The sequence below is a fragment of the Citrobacter sp. RHBSTW-00944 genome, assembly GCF_013615435.1.
GTDB classification, from domain to species: domain Bacteria; phylum Pseudomonadota; class Gammaproteobacteria; order Enterobacterales; family Enterobacteriaceae; genus Citrobacter; species Citrobacter braakii.
Genome location: NZ_CP055418.1, coordinates 2,555,295 through 2,575,794, shown reverse-complemented (window position 1 = coordinate 2,575,794; position 20,500 = coordinate 2,555,295). Strand labels below are relative to the sequence as shown.

Sequence of the window (20,500 nt, the reverse complement as noted above, 5' to 3'; positions counted from 1 at the left end):
AGAGCAGCATTCGTCAGTCTATGCAGACCTGCCTATCTTTCCCTGCAAGTTCACAGCACTTTCGACAAGAACTGCTGGGTGCGCGTGTGGCGTGGATGATTCAGCACCTGCTCGCTGCTGCCCTGTTCGACAATTTTGCCATCGACCATAAACACCACCTGATCCGCCACTTCCCGGGCGAACCCAATCTCGTGCGTCACCACAACCAGCGTGGTTCCCGACTGCGCCAGTGCTTTGATGACATCCAGAACTTCGCCAACCAGTTCAGGATCCAGCGCTGAAGTGGGTTCATCAAACAGCATAACGCGTGGATTTAGCGCCAGCGCACGGGCTATAGCGATACGCTGCTGCTGACCGCCGGAGAGATGACGCGACCAGGCATCGGCTTTATTACGCAGGCCAACGGCATCAAGCAGAGTTAATGCCCGCTCGGTGGCGGCTTTACGCGATGCCAGACCGTGCGCAATGGGCGCTTCAATCAAATTCTCCAGCACCGTTAAGTGCGGGAACAGATTAAAATTCTGGAACACATAGCCGACGTTAACGCGCTGGCGCAAAATTTCCGCCTCTTTCAGCTCATACAGCTTGTCTCCCTGCCGACGATAACCAATGTAATCGCCATCGATTTGAATAAACCCTTCATCGACGCGCTCCAGATGGTTGATCGTCCGCAAGAGTGTGGATTTCCCTGAACCGGACGGGCCAAGAATAACCGTTACCGTTCCGGGAGGGATCTCCAGCGATACATTATCCAGCGCTTTGTGGCGACCGAAGTATTTGCTGACGCCGGTAATGGAAATATGGCCTTCAGGCGAGTGGGACATGGACGGCCTCCTGCTGCGGACGTTGACGGTTGCGTTTTTCTGCACGGCTCACCCGGGCGGTATTGATTGCGGAACGTCGCTCGCTGCGGGCCAGCGCGCGTTCGACCAGGTGCTGAATTAACGACAGGACGCTGGTGATCACCAGATACCACACCGCACCCACCATCAGCAGCGGGATCACTTCCTGCGTGCGGTTGTAGATCATCTGTATGGTGTAGAACAGCTCAGGCATTGCCAGCACGTATACCATCGCCGTCCCTTTCGCCAGACTGATGATTTCATTGAAGCCAGCAGGCAAAATGGTGCGCAGCGCCTGCGGCAGAATAATCCGCAGCGTACGTCGCCATGCGGGTAAGCCCAGCGCTGCCGCTGCCTCGTACTGGCCGTGGTCAACCCCTAAAAATCCACCACGAATAATTTCAGCGGTATAGGCGCTTTGCACCAGCGTCAGGCCAACCACCGCGGTGGAAAACTGGCCGAGCACATTGATGGTCTCAAAACTGCCCCATTGAATGGGAGTAAACGGAATACCAATCGCCAGCGTGTCGTACAAATAGGAGAAGTTGTACAAAACGATGAGCACCACAATCAGCGGTAACGAACGAAACAGCCAGATGTATCCCCATGCCAGACCGTTCAGCAGCCAGGAAGATGAAAGCCGTGCCAGCGCCAGCAGACCACCGATGATAATACTCAACAGCGTACCGATAAGCGTCAGTAGCAGAGTTTGCCCAAGGCCGGACAAGATAACCGGATCAAAGAACCAACGGGCAAACACGCCCCATTCCCAGCGCGGATTAAACGCCACGGACTGGATAATCACCGCCAGGACAAACAAGGCAATGACTGCTCCTGCGGTGCGCATAGGATAGCGCGCCGGTACGACTTTAATACTCTCCGTCGTTTTCATCTTCTCTCCTCAGGCTATTCTGGCCTGACCGGCGATGGTCAACAGTTTGGTAAAGCGTAGCCGTCCATCAAACGGTGGCAGGCTGTACTCTTCGGGATCGCGCGCTGTATCAAATTGCGGATCGTAGCCCTGGCTTAAATAAAGTCGCACGGCCTCCGGCTGGCGAAATCCCGTGGTCAGATAAATCCGGCTGTAGCCCGCCAGCAGCGCCCTGCGTTCCAGCTCCTGCACCACGCGCGCCGCCAGCCCCTGCTGACGCAGGCTGCTTTTCGTCCAGATGCGCTTAATCTCGGCGGTGTCTTTGTCGTAAGGTTTGTAGGCCCCGGTGGCGATAATCTCGCCGCTGCGTTCCAGTACCACGAAAAGTCCCTGCGGTGCCAGATACCATTCGGTCAGCTCCACTTCAGCGTCGCGAGAAAAATAATCGCCATAGCGGGCGGCATATTCACCGAACAGACCGTTCAAAATTGGCTGCAGCTCGCTGGCTTCAGGTGAGACCACGCGAAATTGATCGCTCACGATGACCTCCTTAGTCGCCTAAACCGGCCGGGTTGATTTCAGATTGCGGAATACGTTCCACCCCTTCTCCCCAGCGGTTCAGCACCTTGTCATAGTCGCCGTTGCCAATTACGCCGTTGAGGGCGGTTTGTACCGGCAGAACCAGACCGCTGTCCTTTTTCAGCGTCACAGCGATGTGTGCCGCTTTTGGCCAACCGCCATCAACGCTGCCCACCCGTTGCGTTTTACCGTTGAGTGCAGCTTTCCACGCGCCGATAACGTTAGGACCGAAGTAAGCATCGGCGCGGCCTGACTGTAGGGCCAGGGTTTGCGCGGCATCATCTTTGGTATACACCGGCGTAAACGGCTGCAACCCTTTCTTCACGTTCTCATCGTTCCAGGCGAGCAGGATGGCTTCCTGATTTGTCCCCGAACCGACGATGATGCGCAGACCGGCGATATCTTCTGCCTGCTCGATTTTCTTCAGCTTACTGCCGGTTTTGACATAGAAGCCAAGGGAGTCCTTACGATACGTCGCGAAATCGAATTTCTCTTTGCGGGCTTTGGTGACGGTAATATTGCTGATCGCGGCATCATATTTGCCGGACGTGACGCCCAGCGGCCAGTCTTCCCATGACGTGGGCACGACGTTGAGTTCCAGCCCCAGACTGTCAGCCACCAGACGAGCGATGTCCGCCTCGCTGCCGATCAGTGTCTTATTGTCATCGGCAAAGACGGTCAGCGGCGGCTGGCTTAACCCGGCAATCGCCACGGTGAATTTACCCGGTACGGCCAGGTGCAGATTCGCGGGCAACTGCGCAATCGCCTGCGGATTTTTTGCCGTATTGATTGGCGTTTTATTGGCTTCCAGGCTTACGCCTGTACCGTTAATAGTCACATCATTTGCCCAGACGTTAGCGCTGAAAGCCAGTGACAGCGCGAGGAAGACTGATTTTTTCTGCATAGCGTTTTTCTCTTATTGTGTGAATTGGTTTGCAGGTGTCGCGAGTCCCAGGCTTGCGCGCAGGGTCGTACCGGGATATTCATGGCGGAACAGGCCACGCGCCTGAAGCACGGGGACAACCTGTTCGACAAAACGCGGGAAGGTATCTGGCGTTCCACCCTGGATGATAAAACCGTCTGCGGCTTTTTCGTCGAACCACTGCTGAAGACCATCGGCAACCTGTTGCGGCGTACCGCTGAAACGTGGGCGTGGACTGGCCGCTTCCAGAGCAACCTGGCGTAGCGTTAAGCCACGCTCACGCGCGTTGCGTTTGATCTCATCAGTCGTACTGCGAAAGCTGTTTTGTCCAAGGGAACCCAGATCCGGGAACGGTGCGTCCAGTGGATATTGGGCGAAATCATGATGTTCAAAGTAGCGGCCCAGGTAGTTCAGCGCGTCGGTAATAGAGACCAGCGCAGCGGTAGTCTGATACTGCTGCTCAACATCCTCTGCGCTGTCGCCAACAATCACGCTGACGCCCTGGAATATATGCAGTTGTTCGGGATGTCGCCCGGCGTAGGCCAACTGGCTTTTTACATCCTGATAGAACTCTTTGGCCTCCGCCAGCGACTCCTGATGGGTAAAAATAGCATCGGCATGCTGCGCCGCTAATTTCTTACCATCCTGTGAAGCGCCCGCCTGGAATATAATCGGACGGCCTTGTGGCGTGCGCCCAATATTTAACGGCCCTGCGACCTGAAAATAATCTCCATGATGGTTAAGCGTATGCAGTTTTTGCGGATTAAAAAATTCTCCGCTTGCCTTATTACGGGTAAAAGCATCATCTTCCCAGGAATCCCACAGTCCTTTCACCACCTGTAAATATTCATCGGCGATACGATAACGCAGGGCATGTTCTGGATGCTGGGCACGGGAATAGTTCTTTGCCGAACCCTCCAGAGGTGATGTGACCACGTTCCATCCGGCTCGCCCCTGGCTGAGATGATCAAGGCTGGCGAACTGCCGTGCGGTAGTAAACGGCTCGCTGTATGACGTGGATACCGTGCCAACCAATCCCAGATTTTGGGTAATGCTGGCCAAAGCAGATAATACCGTCAGCGGCTCAAAGCGATTTAAAAAGTGTGGGATTGATTTTTCATTAATATACAGACCATCGGCGACAAAAATAAAATCAAGCTTCCCTTTTTCCGCAATAAGCGCCGTCTCTTTGACAAAATCAAAATTAATACTGGCATCGGCCTGTGCCGCCGGATGACGCCATGCGGACATATTTCCCGCTGCGCCATGCAGAATAGTGCCGAGCCGTAGTTGCCGATTTTCAGCCATAATAACCCCTACCCAACAGGTAAACTTAAAGATGTGCGAATGCCGTTTTTGCTAACTGTGCAAAGTAATGCGCGGCAGGTTCAATTAAACGTTCGTCCGGATTGAAGCCCGGATGATGTAATCCGTATTCACTGGCGCTGCCAATACTGACAAATGCGCCAGGCGTATTTTCCAGATAGACAGCAAAATCCTCGCCGCCCATATGCAGGTCGGCATGGTGGGTGGTGTAGCCTGATTGTCTCGCCACGGCGGTGGCGATATCGGCCCAACGTGCATCGTTTACCAACGCGGTCGGCCCCGCATGCCAGATAACATCGATTTGTGCGCCAAAGGCGTGGGCAAAACCGGCGGCGATGTCATTAACCCGTGCTTTAACCTGCTGTTGCACCGAAGTCCGGTGCGTTCTGAGCGTCCCTTCCAGCTCAACGGATTCTGGCAACACATTCCATGTATTTCCTCCCTGAATACGGGTCACGCTAAGCACCACTGAATCAAGTGTGTTAACGTCGCGACTGGCAACGCTTTGCAACACCGTGACCAGTTGGCTGGCGAGCAGGATGGCATCTCTGCCTTCATGCGGACGCGCCGCATGTGCGCCCTTGCCATTAATACGCAGCACGAAGCGATCGACGTTGGCATAGAACGCACCGCCGCGTGTGGCAAATTCCCCCACTGGTAAACCTGGCTCATTGTGCATGCCGAAAATAGCCGCAACGTTGTGCAGCGCACCGGCGCGGATCAGCGTTTTTGCGCCACCGAAACTCTCTTCAGCGGGCTGAAACAAAATACGTACGCGCCCCGGTAAGTGTTTTTCCTGTTGTTTAAGCAGCAGCGCGGCGCCCAGCATGACGCTGGTGTGGACGTCATGCCCGCAGGCATGCATCACTCCCGGTGTGAGGGAGCGAAACGGCACATCGGCGCTTTCTTCTATCGGTAGCGCATCGATATCCGCTCGCAGCGCGATGACATCTTCTCCCTGCCCGATTTCCGCGACCAGACCGGTTTTCAGGTCGAACGGCAAAATCTCGACGTCCGCTGCGTGCAGCCAGGCGTGAATGCGCGCCGTCGTTGCCGACTCTTGCAGGGAAAGCTCCGGGTGCTGGTGTAATTCACGACGCCAGTTGATAAGCGTTGAGGCCAGAGTCATCAGAGCACCTCCACGGCGTTATGGGCTTGCGCCAACAACCGCAGCGATGTCAGACGCGCGTGACCTTCCGCGACTGGCGTGTCGATAATGAACTCCTCAATGCCAAATTGCGTATGCAGGGCATTCAGCTTTGCCATCACCTCCTGAGCCGTGCCGTGTAACAACGCCTGCTCACGACGCGCGATTTTGCGTGGCGGACTGCCGGCCTGCGCGGCGAATGCCAGCGCCTGCTCTTCGCTGGCTACCGTGACACGTTGACCATTCTCCAGCTCCACGCCCCAGATTTGCACGTTTTCCGCAAGCTGCGCGGCGGTATCGTTACTGTCAGCCACAATCACCTGGACGGCAACTATCGTCGGACGTGCGCTGTGGGCCTGCCAGAAGGACAAAACGTCACGCAATAACGCGCGGTCACCGTTGAGGTGTGCCGCGAAGATAAAATGCCAATTGAATTGCGCTGCTAACTGTGCGCTTTGCACACTGGCTCCCAGGACAAATCCTTCCGGCGGTAACGGTGGGATTGGCGTCGGAAATACCGTTTCCCCGCTTTCCGTGCCGCTCAGCGTCAGCCAGTCGTTAAGCTGGGAAAGTTGGTCGGCAAAACTGCCTTTTTCATCCTGATGCACTCCTTGCTGTAGTGCCTGAGTCGACAGTGGTAAGCCGCCAGGGGCTTTCCCTACGCCGAGATCGACACGCCCGGGTGCCAGCGAGGCCAGAAGATTGAAGTTTTCCGCCACTTTGTACGGGCTGTAATGTTGCAGCATCACGCCACCGGAGCCTACGCGAATACGCTGGGTTTGCCCGAGGATCCAGGCAATCACCAGCTCCGGTGATGGGCTGGCCAGCTGTGGCGTATTATGGTGTTCAGCGATCCAGAAACGATGGTATCCCCACTCTTCTGCCCGCTGCGCCAGACGTAACGTCCGGGCAAGCGCCATCGCGGCGGTTTCACCTTCCCCGAGGGGGCTTTTATCCAGAATACTCAGGCGATATGACATCTTACGGGCCTATGCTTGTTAACATGTCATTATTATTAAATTATCAGATAACCATGCAGAAACATTTAATTCACATTTGCTCAGCTAAAAAGTAGATAACCAGCCCTGACGCTGTCAGGGTTAAAATTCGGATTGCCTTGTACTGGTCGGAACACGAAACTGAAAACACGCGGAATGTATGGCCTACAAAATATAATAGGGTCGTTGGTCTCACGGGAATAACATCCAAATCATTTCATGCCAGTTTTCTTTTTGCGAAAACGTTTTTTAACGCGATTTACGTTAAGTCAGGTTAAATGACTTAAAACGTTATGCGGTTGTATAAAATGTTTCAGTTTTATGACCCTGAATGAATATTCCACAGAGATTTTTTAATTTAAATACTTCCACAGAAATGATGATTAGTAGAGAATGCAGCGTTTCTTATTAAAACGGTTTAAAACGGCTTTTTAATATTCCTCCCGATTTTATTGCGGGAATTTTTGTATGGATTATACATATCATTATGGGGCCTCTATGAAAAGTAACATGCCCGTTACACAAATTGAGCACGCACTTAACGACAAAGCGACGCTGCTTTCAACGACGGATAAAGAAGTCATATTACCTACGCTAACTCTGCTTTTATCGATGCCAGCGGATTTAACGAAGATCAATTAATGGGCGAAGCGCATAATATTATTCGCCATCCTGACATGCCTCCCGCTGCATTCGCCGATATATGGTACACGCTACAGCAGGGAGACAGCTGGACGGGTATGGTGAAAAACCGCCGCCAAAATGGTGACCATTACTGGGTTCGCGCCAACGTTACGCCGGTCTGGCACAATGAAAAACTCACCGGTTACATCTCGGTGCGTACCGTTCCTTCGCGTGATGAAATAACTCACAGCGAAAGTTTATACCAAAAAATGAATAGTCAGCAGTTTAAAGGCTTTCGACTTTTTAAAGGGATTATCATTCGTCGCGGCTTATTGGCATGGACCTCCATGTTTAAATGGCTGAATATCAGCCAGCGCGTCAATTATTCTTTAGGGGGGACGGCCCTGCTCGCTTTGTTATTTATCTTCGCTCCGTTTAATCCCTTTATTCAGTCGGGTGGCTTGCTGGTGTTATTTCTGGCGCTGGCTATTTACCTTAAGTATCAAATTTGTCAGCCAGTTAATACGCTCCTGACGCAAATGAAGAAAGTGGTGTCCGGACGTAAACCTGATAACTGTCATTTAAATCGGGTGGATGAGATCGGAATGCTAATGCGACTGGTTAATCAGTCCGGGCTTAATCTGAGTTCTCTGGTCGATGACGTCAGTACGCAAATTTCCGGTATTCGCGCTATCAGTCAGCGGGTGTCAAAAGAAGGTACGGCGCTGCATCAGCGTTCAGAAGAAACCTCTGCCGACCTGCAACAAACCGCTGCGGCCATTGAAGAAATTGGTAGCGCGGTACAACAAACCGCTGAAACGACGGCACATACCATGACCATGGCCGATAAAACCAGCGCCAACGCTGCAGAAGGCGGCGATATCATGAAACAAACTATCGCCATGATGCAGGCGATATCGCGTGACAACGGGCAGATCGTTGACATCATTGGCGTGATCGACAGCATCGCCTTTCAGACCAATATTCTGGCGCTCAATGCCGCGGTTGAAGCCGCGCGAGCCGGGGAATCCGGGCGTGGCTTCGCCGTTGTTGCGGCAGAAGTCCGCAATCTGGCTCAACACTCGGCGTCTGCGGCAAAAGAGATCAAACAGCTTATTGAGAAGAACGTCGCCAATGTTAATAGCGGCGTCAAAATGGTGGAGCAAACAGAAACGCATCTTACCGGGATGATTGGGGATGTACTGCAGATGTCGATGATGATCAAAGACATTAGTCTGGCCACGCGTGAGCAAACCCAGGCTTTGGATCTGATTAACGATTCAATTTCACGCGTTGGCACCATGACACACAATAATGCCGAGATGGTGGAGCGCGTCACCGACGCCACCGCCGATCTGACCCAGCGTTCATCACGCTTACAGCAGGCCGTTCAGGTCTTTGGCGTATCGGCATAACGTTACGGCGCTTATTGGGTGAATGTCTCGATAAGCGCACTCCTCTACAGGTATAAAGGCCCTTCTCTTTTATTGGCTGAATCGAGGCCACACCGCGCCAGTACCGGCTGTATAAAAATGCTGAATTCTTGTTACCGGAGCTTTGCGGAACCAATCAATTGAATGTAGGATGCTCGGCCGGCAGTTTTCCCCCGTAACACAATGAAGGGTAAGGCTGTTTTCGCCGCAGCAGGTGCGGCAAAAAGGATGTTGTATTTTTGTCAGGTCAACAGGAATCGTAATGAACACAAACAACACGCAAGCCGCGGAACAACATGCGGCGAAACGACGCTGGTTGAATGCTCACGAAGAGGGGTATCACAAAGCGATGGGCAATCGACAGGTACAAATGATCGCCATTGGCGGCGCAATTGGTACCGGGTTGTTTTTAGGGGCAGGCGCACGCCTGCAGATGGCCGGCCCGGCTTTGGCGCTGGTCTATCTGGTATGCGGTATTTTTTCGTTCTTTATACTGCGCGCGCTCGGCGAACTGGTTTTACATCGCCCTTCCAGCGGTAGCTTCGTTTCCTACGCCCGTGAATTTTTAGGTGAGAAAGCCGCCTATGTGGCTGGCTGGATGTACTTCATCAACTGGGCAATGACCGGCATTGTCGATATCACCGCGGTGGCGTTGTATATGCACTACTGGGGCGCATTTGGCGACGTGCCGCAGTGGGTGTTCGCCCTCGGCGCGCTGGCTATTGTCGGCACCATGAACATGATCGGCGTGAAGTGGTTCGCGGAGATGGAGTTTTGGTTTGCGCTGGTTAAGGTACTGGCAATTGTGATCTTCCTGGTGGTAGGTACCGTTTTTTTAGGTACCGGAAAGCCGCTGGATGGTAACGCCACGGGTTTTCACCTGATTACCGACAACGGCGGCTTCTTCCCGCATGGCTTGTTGCCTGCGCTGGTACTGGTACAGGGTGTGGTTTTTGCCTTTGCCTCTATTGAACTGGTGGGTACCGCCGCCGGTGAGTGCAAAGATCCGCAAACGATGGTGCCGAAAGCAATCAATAGCGTTATCTGGCGTATTGGTCTCTTCTATGTGGGTTCTGTCGTGCTGCTGGTTCTGCTACTGCCCTGGAACGCCTATCAGGCGGGGCAAAGCCCGTTTGTGACCTTCTTTTCCAAACTGGGCGTGCCGTACATTGGCAGTATCATGAATATTGTGGTGCTCACCGCGGCGCTTTCCAGCCTTAACTCAGGGCTGTACTGCACCGGGCGTATTTTACGCTCCATGTCGATGGGCGGTTCGGCACCGAAATTCATGGCTAAAATGAGCCGTCAACAGGTGCCCTGGGCCGGGATCCTCGCCACGCTGGTCGTGTATGTCGTCGGGGTATTCCTGAACTATCTGGTGCCATCACAGGTGTTTGAGATCGTGTTGAACTTCGCGTCACTGGGCATTATTGCGTCGTGGGGGTTTATCATGGTCTGTCAGATGCGTCTGCGCCGGGCCATAAAAGAAGGTAAAACGGCAGACGTCAGCTTTAAACTGCCGGGCGCACCGTTTACCTCGTGGTTAACGCTGCTGTTCCTGCTGAGCGTACTGGTATTGATGGCGTTTGACTATCCAAATGGCACCTATACCATCGCGTCATTACCGCTGATTGCCATCCTGCTGGTCGCGGGCTGGTTCGGTGTGCGTAAACGCGTTGCAGAGATCCACCGCACCGCGCCATAACGGCAGAAGGCCTGACAGGTTAATCCTTCAGGCCTTCTTTTTTAGTTCGCTTCAATCAACTGCGCTACGTCGTTGCTGTTAATTTCCCGCGCATTCCCATCCTGATCGGTATAGCTGGTCATTCCCGTGTCTTTATCCAGTTTTGGCTTACCCTGAGTGGTGATGGTTTGTCCGCTTTTGGTCGTCATGACGTAATCGGTGGTGCATCCTGCCAATGTAAACAGCATTACGCCTGCACAAAGACAGATAAATGGCTTTTTCATGGTATTCCCGTGTTATTCAGTTAGCCGTTGAGGGCGTAGTGTAAGTCCCTGAAGTGGGTCAGGCTACTGGCGGGGTGTAACGAGGCGTATCGGGGGATTTAGAGAAGTGACAGGAGGGGTTTCCCCCTCCGGTTAATTACAGCGCAATACGAATAACATCGTCCGGCTGGGTGGCTTCCTGCTCGCGGGTGGACTTCTGTTTCACGCTAACGTACAGGGTTTTACCGTCGGCGGAGAGCGCCAGGCTATTCGGGAATGTTGGGGTCTCGAACGTTTTAACGACTTTATAGCTTTTCGCGTCGATCACGCTCACTTTGCCGGCCTGACGATGGGTCACGTAGGCCTCGTTACGCGCCGGATTAAACAGCACGGCCAGGGATTCCGGCGCGGCGACTTTTGCCAGGACGTTGCCATTACGGGTGTCGATTACCAGCACTTCCGCCGCTTTAGAGTCGGTGACAAAGGCGCGGTTGCCCGCCGTGTCCAGGCTCAGGTTGATGAAGAAATGCTCTTTTCCATCATCCAGCAGCTTTTTACGGCTGAGAATTTTGTTGGTGGTGGTATCAATGGTGATGAATTCACCGTCCGCATTGGCGGTGTACAGTCGTTTAGCCTTGCTGTCGACAGCCAGAGCGGTGCTCATTTTGCCGGTATTTTGAATGGTGTCCTTCAATGTAATGGCATCACCGTCCACCACCCAAATCACGCTCTCTTTACCAATACCGCTAATGTATACCGTGTTGGTGGCGTCATCGGCGACCAGCTCACGCGGCTGCAGTGGGCGAACGTCTTCAGAACGCTTACGCGCATCCAGCACCAGACGTCCTTTCACCGCGCCCGTTTTAGCATCCATTGCCGTCACCGCGCTGTTTACCGTGTTGCCGAACCACAGCGTTTGCGTGGCGTTGTTGATGGTGGCGCCAAACGGTTTGAGATCGTTATGAATAACCTGAGTCACTTCGAGGGTGACCGGGTCAAGACGGTAAACCACCCCGCCGGTATCCAGTTTGCGGCTCTGCGAGGTCGCCAGCCACAGCGCGTTCTCTTGCTGGCTGTATGCCATTTCATAGGCGCCTTTGCCCACGGCTTTGCGCAGCAGTTCTTCTGCAGCCTGCGTAGTAAAAGATGATGCAACGAGCAGTGAACCTAACAGTAAAGAACCACGCAGACGCGGCGAAAACAGATGACGTAAAGACATGACGACTCCCTTTGATAAATTCGTTTGTTACTGCTTCACATAGCTTCAATGAGCAAAATCATGGTTTTGCCTTTTTTAAGAATGAGAATAGTAATCATTATTCATCTCAAAGTGGAGCACTTCTTCACATATTGACTACAATCGTTGTCATTGCCCGAAAAATTAGCGCAATTCAGCAGCGCTAAAATTCATCTTTTATAAAAAAATTCACGCGCTTATCGCTGGTGTTACGGCGTAAGCATCATTAACTGGCCTTGTTCATGACGATTTTTGCATCCCGCTACACTGCACTTCCTGTTTCTTTACTGCCTGTCTTCCTCTCGCCTTATGCCGTGGCAGAAAGTGAGATAAACGATCAAACTCTGATCGTTAGCGCGACACCACAGTCCGTTTCTGAACTGGACACCCCTGCCGCCGTCAGCGTCGTTGACGGAGAAGATATGCGTCTGGCAACGCCGCGAATTAACCTGTCTGAATCCCTGACCAGCGTCCCTGGGCTACAGGTGCAAAATCGGCAAAACTACGCCCAGGATCTCCAGTTGTCGATTCGCGGATTTGGTTCGCGAACCACTTATGGCATCCGCGGCATTCGTTTGTATGTCGACGGGATCCCGGCAACCATGCCGGATGGGCAGGGTCAAACATCCAATATTGATATCAGCAGCGTACAAAATATTGAGGTTTTACGCGGCCCCTTCTCTGCTCTGTATGGCAATGCGTCTGGTGGAGTGATGAATGTCAGCACTGAAACGGGACATGAGCCGCCAACCATTGAAGCCAGCAGTTATTACGGCAGTTTTGGCAGTTGGCGCTACGGGTTAAAAGCAACGGGCGCACTGGGCGATGGCACACAGCGAGGGGATGTGGATTACACCGTTTCAACAACCCGGTTTACCACCCATGGTTATCGCGATCGCAGCAGCGCACAAAAAAATCTGGCCAATGCCAAACTGGGCGTGCGCATGGACGATACGAGCAAACTAACCCTGATTTTCAATAGCGTAGAGAGTAAAGCTGACGATCCTGGTGGTCTTACCGAGTCGGAGTGGCAGGCCAATCCGCAGCAATCTCCCCGCGCTGAGCAATACAACACGCGAAAAACCATCAAGCAGACCCAGGCAGGATTGCGCTATGAACGCCAGCTTAGCGCGAAGGATGATATCAGCATCATGACCTATGCGGGGGAGCGTGAAACCACTCAGTATCAGTCGATCCCGATGTCCCCGCAGTTAAAACCGTCTCATGCCGGAGGCGTTATTACCCTGCAACGTCATTATCAGGGGATAGACAACCGCTGGACTCACCGTGGCGAGCTGGGCGTACCCGTGACCTTCACCACCGGTCTGAATTACGAAAACATGAGCGAGAACCGTAAAGGCTACAACAACTTTCGCCTTGATGATGGCGTGCCAGAATATGGTCAGAAAGGCGACTTACGACGTAACGAACGTAACCTGATGTGGAATGTCGATCCCTATCTGCAAACCCAGTGGCAATTAACGCAGAAACTCTCGCTGGATGCCGGGGTTCGCTACAGTTCGGTGTGGTTTGATTCTAACGATCGCTATATTACGCCTGGTAACGCAGATGACAGCGGTGACGCCAGCTATCACCAGTGGTTACCTGCTGGATCGTTAAAATACGCCATCACCGATGCCTGGAACGTCTACCTGGCCGCAGGACGCGGGTTCGAAACGCCCACCATCAACGAGTTGTCTTACCGCTCCGACGGCCAAAGTGGGATGAATTTTGACCTACAGCCTTCCACAAACGATACCGTGGAAATCGGCAGTAAAACGCGTATCGGCGATGGGCTGTTTACCGCAGCGCTATTCCAGACCAATACCGATGACGAGATCGTGGTTGACAGCAGTAGCGGCGGGCGGACAACCTACAAAAACGCTGGAAAAACCCGCCGTCAGGGAGGTGAGTTATCCTGGGACCAACGCTTTGCCGCAAGCTGGCGCGTAAAAGCTGCATGGACCTGGCTGGATGCGACCTACCGCAGCAACGTCTGTGGCGATCAAAACTGCAACGGCAACCGCCTGCCTGGCATTGCGCAAAACATGGGATTTGCTTCGCTGGGCTACGTGCCTGATGAAGGTTGGTATGCGGGAACTGATGTTCGTTATATGAGCAACATTATGGCCAATGATGAAAATACGGCGCAAGCCCCGTCCTATACCGTAGTGGGTTTAAATACCGGCTATAAATTTTATTACCGCAGTCTGATGATCGACCTGTTCGGTCGGGTGGATAATCTGTTTGATAAGTCCTACGTCGGTTCGGTGATAGTGAATGAGGCAAATGGTCGATATTACGAACCGGCGCCAGGACGAAACTATGGCGTAGGGATTAATCTGGCCTGGCGTTTTGAATAGCACTGGCGGGAATGACTCCCGCCATCCGTTTTACGCATCGTCTGCAAGACGAATCACCACTTTACCGAAGTTTTTGCCGGTCAGCAGGCCGATAAAGGTCTGCGGCGCATTTTCCAGACCGTCGGTGATTTGCTCGCGGTAATGGATTTTGCCCTCTTTAACCCAGCGCCCCATCTCCCGCTGAAACTCCTGAATGCGGTGACCATAATCCTGACCAATGATAAAGCCCTGCATCCGGATCCGCTTTTTCAGTAGCGTTGCCATCAGCAAAGGTAATCTATCGGGTCCGCCTGGAAGCGATGTGGCGTTGTAACCGCTGACCAGTCCGCACAGCGGAATGCGCGCAGAGGTATTGAGCAATGGCAGAACGGCATCAAATACCTTGCCGCCGACGTTTTCGTAGTAAATATCGATCCCCTGCGGACAGGCTTTTGCCAGCTGTTGCGCAAAATCTTGTGCGTGGTGATCGAGGCAGACATCAAAGCCCAAGACCTCGGTGGCATGTCGGCATTTCTCTGCCCCGCCTGCAACCCCGATCACCCGGCAGCCTTTGAGCTTACCAATCTGCCCTACCGTTGCGCCAACCGGGCCGGTGGCGGCGGCCACAACCAGCGTTTCCCCCGCTTTTGGCTGACCGATATCCAGCAGCCCCATATAAGCAGTAAATCCTGGCATCCCCATCACTCCCAGCGCCCAGGAGGGATGTTCAGGATTATCGCCAAGCTTCACCAGCCCGTTACCGTCGGAGATGTCATAGTCCTGCCAGCCGCTGTAGCTCAGCACCCACTCGCCAGGCTGGTAATCAGGATGGTTGGAGGACACCACGCGACTCACGGTCCCGCCAACCATCACGCCGCCAATCTCTACCGGCGGGGAGTAAGACGGCTCATCGCTCATGCGTCCGCGCATGTAGGGATCGAGGGAAAGAAAAATGGTGCGCAGCAAAACCTGGCCTTCACCCGGCGTTGCCACCTCATCGTCTTCAAGACGGAAGTTTTCCGGGACCGGCGCGCCATGCGGGCGGGAAGCCAGTACCCAGCGGCGATTGCGATTAGTCTGTTGACCCATGATGTGCTCCTCTGCTTTTGGCATGATTCCATCAATAGTAGCAGCCTGTGCCCGCCAGTTAGCTGACGACATGATTTAACCGCACAACCAGGTAAACGCAGGGGTGTGCGGTTTCATTGATAAACCGACAATCATTCGGCGGGCCAAGCTCCAGGCAATCGCCAGCCCGCATTTCATGACGCACGTCCCCTTCCACAAAGACCAATTCCCCCTGCTGTAGCCAGATAAGTTGTCTTGCCTGCACATAGGAAGAGGCTGGCATCGGGATATCGCTTCCGGCAGGCAATTCTATCTGCACCAGATCAATAGGCAGATCGCTGCGCGGTGAAACGTGGCGGCGCAGATAGTGGCTTTGCGGGTCGTGCCAGACAGGCTGATCAGCGAAGCGCAGCAGCTTGCCCTCCTGCATTTCGGCCCGCGCCATCAGCATAGACATGCTGATACCAAAGGCACCGGAGAGCCTGCCCAGCAGCGTGGCCGTTGGGCTGCTCTCACCGCGCTCTATTTTATGGATCATCGCCCGCGACACGCCTGCGCGTTCAGCGAGTTCCGTCAGAGACCAGCCGCGAGACTCCCGCTCAATGCGAATTCTTGCACCGATCCGTTGATTTATGCTGTCTTCAATAGTATTCATATTGTAATACTATAGTGAACAATCCCTGAGGTTCAACATGTCCATTCGATTTGCCAGCAAAGAAGATTGTGCCGCCATTGCAGAAATCTACAACCACGCGGTACTGCATACGGCGGCTATCTGGAACGATCAAACGGTCGATGCCGAAAACCGTATCTCATGGTATCAAGCCCGCCAGTTGATGGGCTATCCGGTGCTGGTGAGTGAAGAGAATGGCGTGATTACAGGGTACGCCTCCTTTGGCGACTGGCGTAACTTTGATGGATTCCGTCATACCGTTGAACATTCGGTATATGTCCATCCTGCTCATCAGGGTAAAGGCCTGGGACGATCGCTGCTCAGCAGGTTAATAGAAGAAGCCCGCGCGTGCGGCAAGCATGTGATGGTTGCGGGCATTGAGTCTCAGAATCAGGCGTCGCTGCATCTGCACAGCACGCTGGGTTTTAAAACCACCGCGCAAATGCCACAGGTTGGCACGAAATTTGGGCGCTGGCTGGATCTGACTTTTATGCAGTTGCAGTTAGACGATCGCCGCGAACCGGATGCCAGCAGATGAACCAGACGCTAACCCTCTCCTTTCTGATTGCCGCAGGTATTGGTCTGGTGGTGCAAAATACCTTGATGGTACGCATCACGCAGACGTCCTCGACGATCCTCATCGCCATGTTACTTAACTCGCTGGTCGGGATCGTGCTGTTTGTCAGCATACTGTGGTTTAAGCAAGGTATGGCGGGGTTTGGGGAACTGGTTTCCAGCGTGCGCTGGTGGACGCTAATCCCTGGCTTGCTGGGATCGTTCTTTGTTTTTGCCAGCATCAGTGGATACCAAAATGTGGGTGCAGCAACCACTATCGCGGTGCTGGTGGCCAGCCAGTTAATCGGCGGACTGGTGCTGGATATTCTCCGCAGTCATGGCGTGCCGCTGCGGGCGTTGGTGGGGCCGGTCTGCGGCGCGGTGCTGCTGGTCGTTGGGGCCTGGCTGGTGGCGAGACGTTCGTTTTAATTGCGCTTATCCGGCCTGAACATGCAGGCCGGATAAGATGTTACTTCGCCATCTGGCCACAACGAATTAAAGGATTGCGCCGCCTTTGGTCAACTGTTCGCGACGGGTTTCCATATCCTCTTTATGCTGACGGCCATGATGTGCGATAGCCGTACGCAAACGCTGTTGCTGGGTGTAACGTTCTTCCCGGCTCAGCACGACATCATCGCTGAGTTCAATCAGCAATTCATTCATATGCGTAATGACGCTCTCTTCAATGGCGGCATCAACACGTGCGCTGACCTCATCCAGATGCGACATAACCTCTCCTTAACTCATTAATTTAATTTTGCTTTTGAAAAATCGCTGCCCATCAGGCTAACGCTGTATCCGCTGACGTTGCTGCGCGTCGCGTAAAACGTTTTCCCGTTTGCCAACGCAATCCACGGAGCCTGCTGGTAGAAAATCTCTTGCGACTGCTGGTAAAGCGCGGCGCGTTCTTCCGGTTTACTCACCAGTTTCGCCTTTTGAACCAGCGAATTATACTCTTTATCGCACCAGCGCGCGGCGTTAGATCCGGTTTTAATGCTGTCACAGCCCAGCAGTACATCGGCGAAGTTATCCGGATCGCCGTTGTCTGACATCCAACCGAACAACGCGGTGTCATGCTCACCTTTACGCATTCCGGAGAGATATTCGCCCCACTCGTACGACACAATTTTCGCCTTCACGCCAACCTTCGCCCAGTCGCTTTGGATCATCTCGGCAATCCGTCGGGAGTTCGGGTTGTATGGGCGCTGAACCGGCATTGACCACAGCGTCGCTTCAAAGCCGTTTTCCAGTCCCGCCTGTTTCAGCAGATCTTTCGCTTTTTGCGGGTCGTAAGCGTAATCCTGCAGATCTTTATTGAACCCCAACATATTCGGCGGAATTGGCGATTTTGCCACCGTACCGGAACCTAAAAAGACGGCGTTAATAATGGCCTTTTTGTCTGTCGCGTAGTTAAGCGCCTGACGCACCAGCACGTTATCAAACGGTTTTTTCTCGGTATTAAACGCCAGATACCCGACGTTCAGCGCTTCAACCGAATGCAGCGTCAAATCTTTATTCTTCTTAATCTCGTCAAACTGTACGGGCGCAGGCGCCGGAATTATCTGGCATTCATTGGTTTGCAGTTTCGCCAATCGGGTCTGAACGTTTGGCGTGATTGAGAAGATCAGGTGCTTCGTGGGGACGGCACCGTCCCAGTAGTTCGGGTTGGCGAGATAGCGGATTTGCGAATCCTGCTTGTACTGCTGCAACACGTATGGCCCGGTGCCAATTGGCCAGTTATCGACGTTTTCCGGGGTGCCTTTTTTCAGCATCACGTCGGCATATTCCGCAGAGAGGATGGAGGCAAAATCCATTCCCCAGTCGGCAAGAAACGCGGCATTAGGTTCATTAAGGATAAACTGAACGTGATAATCATCGACCTTCTTCACTTCTTTAATCAGTTTATCCAGACCGACATCGTTGAAGTATTCGTAGCTTCCCTGAGAAATTTTGTGGTACGGATGATCGGCATCTTTCTGTCGTAATACCGAGAAAACCACGTCATCAGCGTTGAAGTCACGGGTTGGTTTGAAGAATTTATTACTGTTGAATTTCACGCCCTGACGCAGGGTAAAAGTGTAGGTCTTACCGTCCGGCGAAATCGTCCAGTCCGTTGCCAGAGACGGAACTGGCGTATTTTTTACCGGATCAAAGTTGATGAGTCGGTTGTAGAGCACCTGTGAGCTGGCCACAAACGATGGACCGGAACTGGCGATTTGCGGGTTAAATGACTCTGGCGACGCTTCTGAGCAGTAAATGAGAGTGTCAGTATTGGCCGCGAACGCCGCGCCTGATGGTAAGACGGCGCTGAGCGCCAGCGCGAGTAACGTTTTCCTTGCAATCATGGTTATAAGCCTTCTTATTTTATTATTAACCGGGATATCAGAGCATAGCTGACAAAAACTGACCAATAACAAATCACTATCAGGTTATTCTAATCCGGTGTATTTTGCTGAATAATTCATCACCCTAAGCGAATTAATTTCCCTTAAGTCTTTTTCAAAACGTCAAGATTTTTCCCGGCACTCTATGCCATGAAAATTCGCCCCTTTTTGCCTCTCTTCCACCGTTTGCTCGTTTTTATAAAACGTAAAGTAGATACGTGAAGAAGTCTAAGGGGTAACAACGTGGCAAAAACTCTCTTGCGCAGCGGCAATTTGGATGACTATCAGGCCGTGGGCGGCGGTGGTCAGGCCGTGTTTGATTCAGCATTGCAAATTCGTGAAACGCTTCGCCTGCGTAAACAGCAGGCGATGGTGGATTGTCTGGCGATCCCACAAATTAACGACAACGGCGATCGCGTTGACTGGTATTCGCCGATTGAAGGGAAAGCCGTTGCATGGAAAGCCGCTGATGAAGAGGCCCGTTTTCGTGCGCTGCGCTATCTGGGAAGCACGCTGGAAAATGCGGCGGCGCTGAGCCGTAAAAGTCTGCAATCGGGTAAAACCTCCCTGCAACTGTTTGGCTCACTGCTGGAAAAAGCCATCCAGTTTCCTGGTGAGAATCACGTGTTTCTGGTTGAAGGTAAACCCGTTATTACGTTCTGGGGTTTCGTCAATCTGAATGAAAATCCTCGCGACGATGTGCTCGATTGCCTGCGCCTTGCCGATATTCCTCCGGTCGTCACCGTAGCGGAGCCTGAGCCGGAAGAAGAAATCACTGCCCAAATCACCTTCGCCGAGGCCGAGGCGCCTTTGTTGACTCCAGTGGTTGAGCTACCTAAACCGGCTGAACCTGAACCACAACCCCCGGTCGTTGTTAACGAACCTGAAGTCTCGCCGCCGCTCGCACAGAAGAAACCCGCACGCCGCCTGCCGCTGTGGAGCCTGCCCGTTGCCGCGGTGATCATTGCAGCCATGGTTGGGCCGCTGTTGTGGAAGCAACAGCCCTCCCAGCCCGTACCCGCTGTTCCCCCAAGAGACGTCGCTAAGGCAGATATGGCACCGCTGCCAGAACTGACATCTGCACTGCCGCTGCATCGGGCTGAAGTGGTTCCGGCTGCGAAAAAAGAAAAACCTGTCGAAGGACCGGTCGTGATCGCCGCGATTCCGAAAGATGCGCTGGTGATGGATGCCAACCAGATGAAGGCAGGAACGACGCGTTTTCTCAACGGTAACTGGCGCGTCATGGTTGATGTTAAAGATCCGGTTAGCGGTAAAGCGCCGTCGCTGCGCTATCAGATCCAGGCCAATAAAGGCACAGCGCGCGTGGTTCATGGCGACAATATTGTTTGTCGTGCCGAGATTTTCTCCGGTTTGCATCAGTCAGGTGAATTAATGATTAAGAGTCGCGGGAATGCCCGTTGTACGGACGGGTCACGTTATCCGATGCCGGAAATTACCTGCAAAGCGGGAACCAATGACGTCGCCGCCTGTACCGCACGTTATGACGATCACGCGGAAATCCCTCTGACGATCAAAAAGATAGGTGCCTGAT

General features: G+C 53.2%; 16 protein-coding genes and 2 pseudogenes. 6 read left to right on the top strand and 12 right to left on the bottom strand.

Translation table 11 applies throughout. From position 1 onward, the window contains the following. Positions 1–50: 50 nt before the first annotated feature. The 6 genes and pseudogenes from HV334_RS12365 to HV334_RS12335 all read right to left on the bottom strand — a co-directional run bounded on the left by HV334_RS12365 (position 51) and on the right by HV334_RS12335 (position 6,667). Positions 51–824, bottom strand: a complete 774-nt coding sequence (locus tag HV334_RS12365; protein WP_016153129.1) for an amino acid ABC transporter ATP-binding protein — start codon at positions 822–824, stop codon at positions 51–53. Further along, complete coding sequence (locus HV334_RS12360; protein ID WP_016153130.1) at positions 808–1,734, bottom strand: amino acid ABC transporter permease; 927 nt, start codon at positions 1,732–1,734, stop codon at positions 808–810. Before HV334_RS12360 ends, HV334_RS12365 begins: the two co-directional genes overlap by 17 nt. Before the next feature lie 9 nt (positions 1,735–1,743). Beyond that, positions 1,744–2,253: a GNAT family N-acetyltransferase gene (locus HV334_RS12355; protein WP_016153131.1), complete on the bottom strand. Its 510-nt coding sequence runs from the start codon at positions 2,251–2,253 to the stop codon at positions 1,744–1,746. A gap of 10 nt (positions 2,254–2,263) precedes the next feature. Further along, a pseudogene (locus tag HV334_RS25300) lies at positions 2,264–4,522 on the bottom strand (NtaA/DmoA family FMN-dependent monooxygenase). Between the two features lie 25 nt (positions 4,523–4,547). Beyond that, positions 4,548–5,669 (bottom strand): amidohydrolase, encoded by a 1,122-nt coding sequence (locus HV334_RS12340; protein WP_181221830.1) that lies wholly within the window; start codon positions 5,667–5,669, stop codon positions 4,548–4,550. After that, complete coding sequence (locus HV334_RS12335) at positions 5,669–6,667, bottom strand: MsnO8 family LLM class oxidoreductase (RefSeq protein ID WP_181221828.1); 999 nt, start codon at positions 6,665–6,667, stop codon at positions 5,669–5,671. Before HV334_RS12335 ends, HV334_RS12340 begins: the two co-directional genes overlap by 1 nt. Positions 6,668–7,183: 516 nt before the next feature. Between HV334_RS12335 and HV334_RS12330 the strand changes: the two are divergent. After that, positions 7,184–8,724, top strand: a pseudogene (locus HV334_RS12330) (PAS domain-containing methyl-accepting chemotaxis protein). A gap of 280 nt (positions 8,725–9,004) precedes the next feature. After that, positions 9,005–10,447, top strand: a complete 1,443-nt coding sequence (gene ansP, locus HV334_RS12325; protein ID WP_003833088.1) for an L-asparagine permease — start codon at positions 9,005–9,007, stop codon at positions 10,445–10,447. Between the two features lie 41 nt (positions 10,448–10,488). On the opposite strand, the gene HV334_RS12320 is transcribed toward ansP, so the two are convergent. Both HV334_RS12320 and HV334_RS12315 read right to left on the bottom strand, forming a co-directional pair. Beyond that, the gene (locus HV334_RS12320) at positions 10,489–10,710 is read right to left on the bottom strand and encodes a YgdI/YgdR family lipoprotein (RefSeq protein ID WP_003020157.1); all 222 of its coding nucleotides are present in this window, start codon (positions 10,708–10,710) and stop codon (positions 10,489–10,491) included. A gap of 136 nt (positions 10,711–10,846) precedes the next feature. Then, on the bottom strand, positions 10,847–11,908 hold the full coding sequence (locus tag HV334_RS12315) for a YncE family protein (protein WP_046275590.1): 1,062 nt from the start codon (positions 11,906–11,908) through the stop codon (positions 10,847–10,849). 260 nt (positions 11,909–12,168) lie between these two features. Here HV334_RS12315 and pqqU point away from each other — a divergent pair, with 260 nt between their 5' ends. Further along, on the top strand, positions 12,169–14,289 hold the full coding sequence (gene pqqU / locus HV334_RS12310; protein ID WP_181221826.1) for a TonB-dependent receptor PqqU: 2,121 nt from the start codon (positions 12,169–12,171) through the stop codon (positions 14,287–14,289). Between the two features lie 30 nt (positions 14,290–14,319). Here the strand turns inward: pqqU and HV334_RS12305 are convergent, their stop codons facing one another. Next, positions 14,320–15,357 (bottom strand): NADP-dependent oxidoreductase, encoded by a 1,038-nt coding sequence (locus HV334_RS12305; protein ID WP_016156570.1) that lies wholly within the window; start codon positions 15,355–15,357, stop codon positions 14,320–14,322. A 58-nt stretch (positions 15,358–15,415) separates the two neighbouring features. After that, positions 15,416–15,991: an XRE family transcriptional regulator gene (locus HV334_RS12300; protein WP_046275593.1), complete on the bottom strand. Its 576-nt coding sequence runs from the start codon at positions 15,989–15,991 to the stop codon at positions 15,416–15,418. A gap of 37 nt (positions 15,992–16,028) precedes the next feature. On the opposite strand from HV334_RS12300, the gene mddA reads away from it, so the two are divergent. Both mddA and HV334_RS12290 read left to right on the top strand, forming a co-directional pair. After that, on the top strand, positions 16,029–16,547 hold the full coding sequence (mddA, locus tag HV334_RS12295; RefSeq protein WP_047498607.1) for an L-methionine sulfoximine/L-methionine sulfone acetyltransferase: 519 nt from the start codon (positions 16,029–16,031) through the stop codon (positions 16,545–16,547). Next, entirely contained in the window at positions 16,544–16,993 is a 450-nt protein-coding gene (locus HV334_RS12290; protein ID WP_016156572.1) for a DMT family transporter, read from the top strand. The genes mddA and HV334_RS12290 overlap by 4 nt, the downstream gene beginning before the upstream one ends. 66 nt (positions 16,994–17,059) lie before the next feature. On the opposite strand, the gene HV334_RS12285 is transcribed toward HV334_RS12290, so the two are convergent. Together HV334_RS12285 and HV334_RS12280 are read right to left on the bottom strand one after the other, a co-directional pair. Beyond that, entirely contained in the window at positions 17,060–17,293 is a 234-nt protein-coding gene (locus tag HV334_RS12285) for a YdcY family protein (protein WP_181221822.1), read from the bottom strand. Between the two features lie 17 nt (positions 17,294–17,310). Then, positions 17,311–18,909 (bottom strand): ABC transporter substrate-binding protein, encoded by a 1,599-nt coding sequence (locus HV334_RS12280; protein ID WP_016156573.1) that lies wholly within the window; start codon positions 18,907–18,909, stop codon positions 17,311–17,313. Between the two features lie 282 nt (positions 18,910–19,191). On the opposite strand from HV334_RS12280, the gene HV334_RS12275 reads away from it, so the two are divergent. Next, positions 19,192–20,499: an SrfA family protein gene (locus HV334_RS12275; protein ID WP_181221821.1), complete on the top strand. Its 1,308-nt coding sequence runs from the start codon at positions 19,192–19,194 to the stop codon at positions 20,497–20,499. The last annotated feature ends 1 nt before the right edge of the window (position 20,500 follow it).

What these genes read in the sequence shown, in the direction of transcription:
- HV334_RS12285 (WP_181221822.1), bottom strand. Translation starts at nt 17,293, where the DNA reads ATGTCGCATCTGGATGAGGTCAGCGCACGTGTTGATGCCGCCATTGAA.
- HV334_RS12335 (WP_181221828.1), bottom strand. Translation starts at nt 6,667, where the DNA reads ATGTCATATCGCCTGAGTATTCTGGATAAAAGCCCCCTCGGGGAAGGT.
- pqqU (WP_181221826.1), top strand. Translation starts at nt 12,169, where the DNA reads ATGACGATTTTTGCATCCCGCTACACTGCACTTCCTGTTTCTTTACTG.
- mddA (WP_047498607.1), top strand. Translation starts at nt 16,029, where the DNA reads ATGTCCATTCGATTTGCCAGCAAAGAAGATTGTGCCGCCATTGCAGAA.
- HV334_RS12290 (WP_016156572.1), top strand. Translation starts at nt 16,544, where the DNA reads ATGAACCAGACGCTAACCCTCTCCTTTCTGATTGCCGCAGGTATTGGT.
- HV334_RS12340 (WP_181221830.1), bottom strand. Translation starts at nt 5,669, where the DNA reads ATGACTCTGGCCTCAACGCTTATCAACTGGCGTCGTGAATTACACCAG.
- HV334_RS12365 (WP_016153129.1), bottom strand. Translation starts at nt 824, where the DNA reads ATGTCCCACTCGCCTGAAGGCCATATTTCCATTACCGGCGTCAGCAAA.
- HV334_RS12320 (WP_003020157.1), bottom strand. Translation starts at nt 10,710, where the DNA reads ATGAAAAAGCCATTTATCTGTCTTTGTGCAGGCGTAATGCTGTTTACA.
- HV334_RS12300 (WP_046275593.1), bottom strand. Translation starts at nt 15,991, where the DNA reads ATGAATACTATTGAAGACAGCATAAATCAACGGATCGGTGCAAGAATT.
- HV334_RS12305 (WP_016156570.1), bottom strand. Translation starts at nt 15,357, where the DNA reads ATGGGTCAACAGACTAATCGCAATCGCCGCTGGGTACTGGCTTCCCGC.
- ansP (WP_003833088.1), top strand. Translation starts at nt 9,005, where the DNA reads ATGAACACAAACAACACGCAAGCCGCGGAACAACATGCGGCGAAACGA.
- HV334_RS12360 (WP_016153130.1), bottom strand. Translation starts at nt 1,734, where the DNA reads ATGAAAACGACGGAGAGTATTAAAGTCGTACCGGCGCGCTATCCTATG.
- HV334_RS12280 (WP_016156573.1), bottom strand. Translation starts at nt 18,909, where the DNA reads ATGATTGCAAGGAAAACGTTACTCGCGCTGGCGCTCAGCGCCGTCTTA.
- HV334_RS12315 (WP_046275590.1), bottom strand. Translation starts at nt 11,908, where the DNA reads ATGTCTTTACGTCATCTGTTTTCGCCGCGTCTGCGTGGTTCTTTACTG.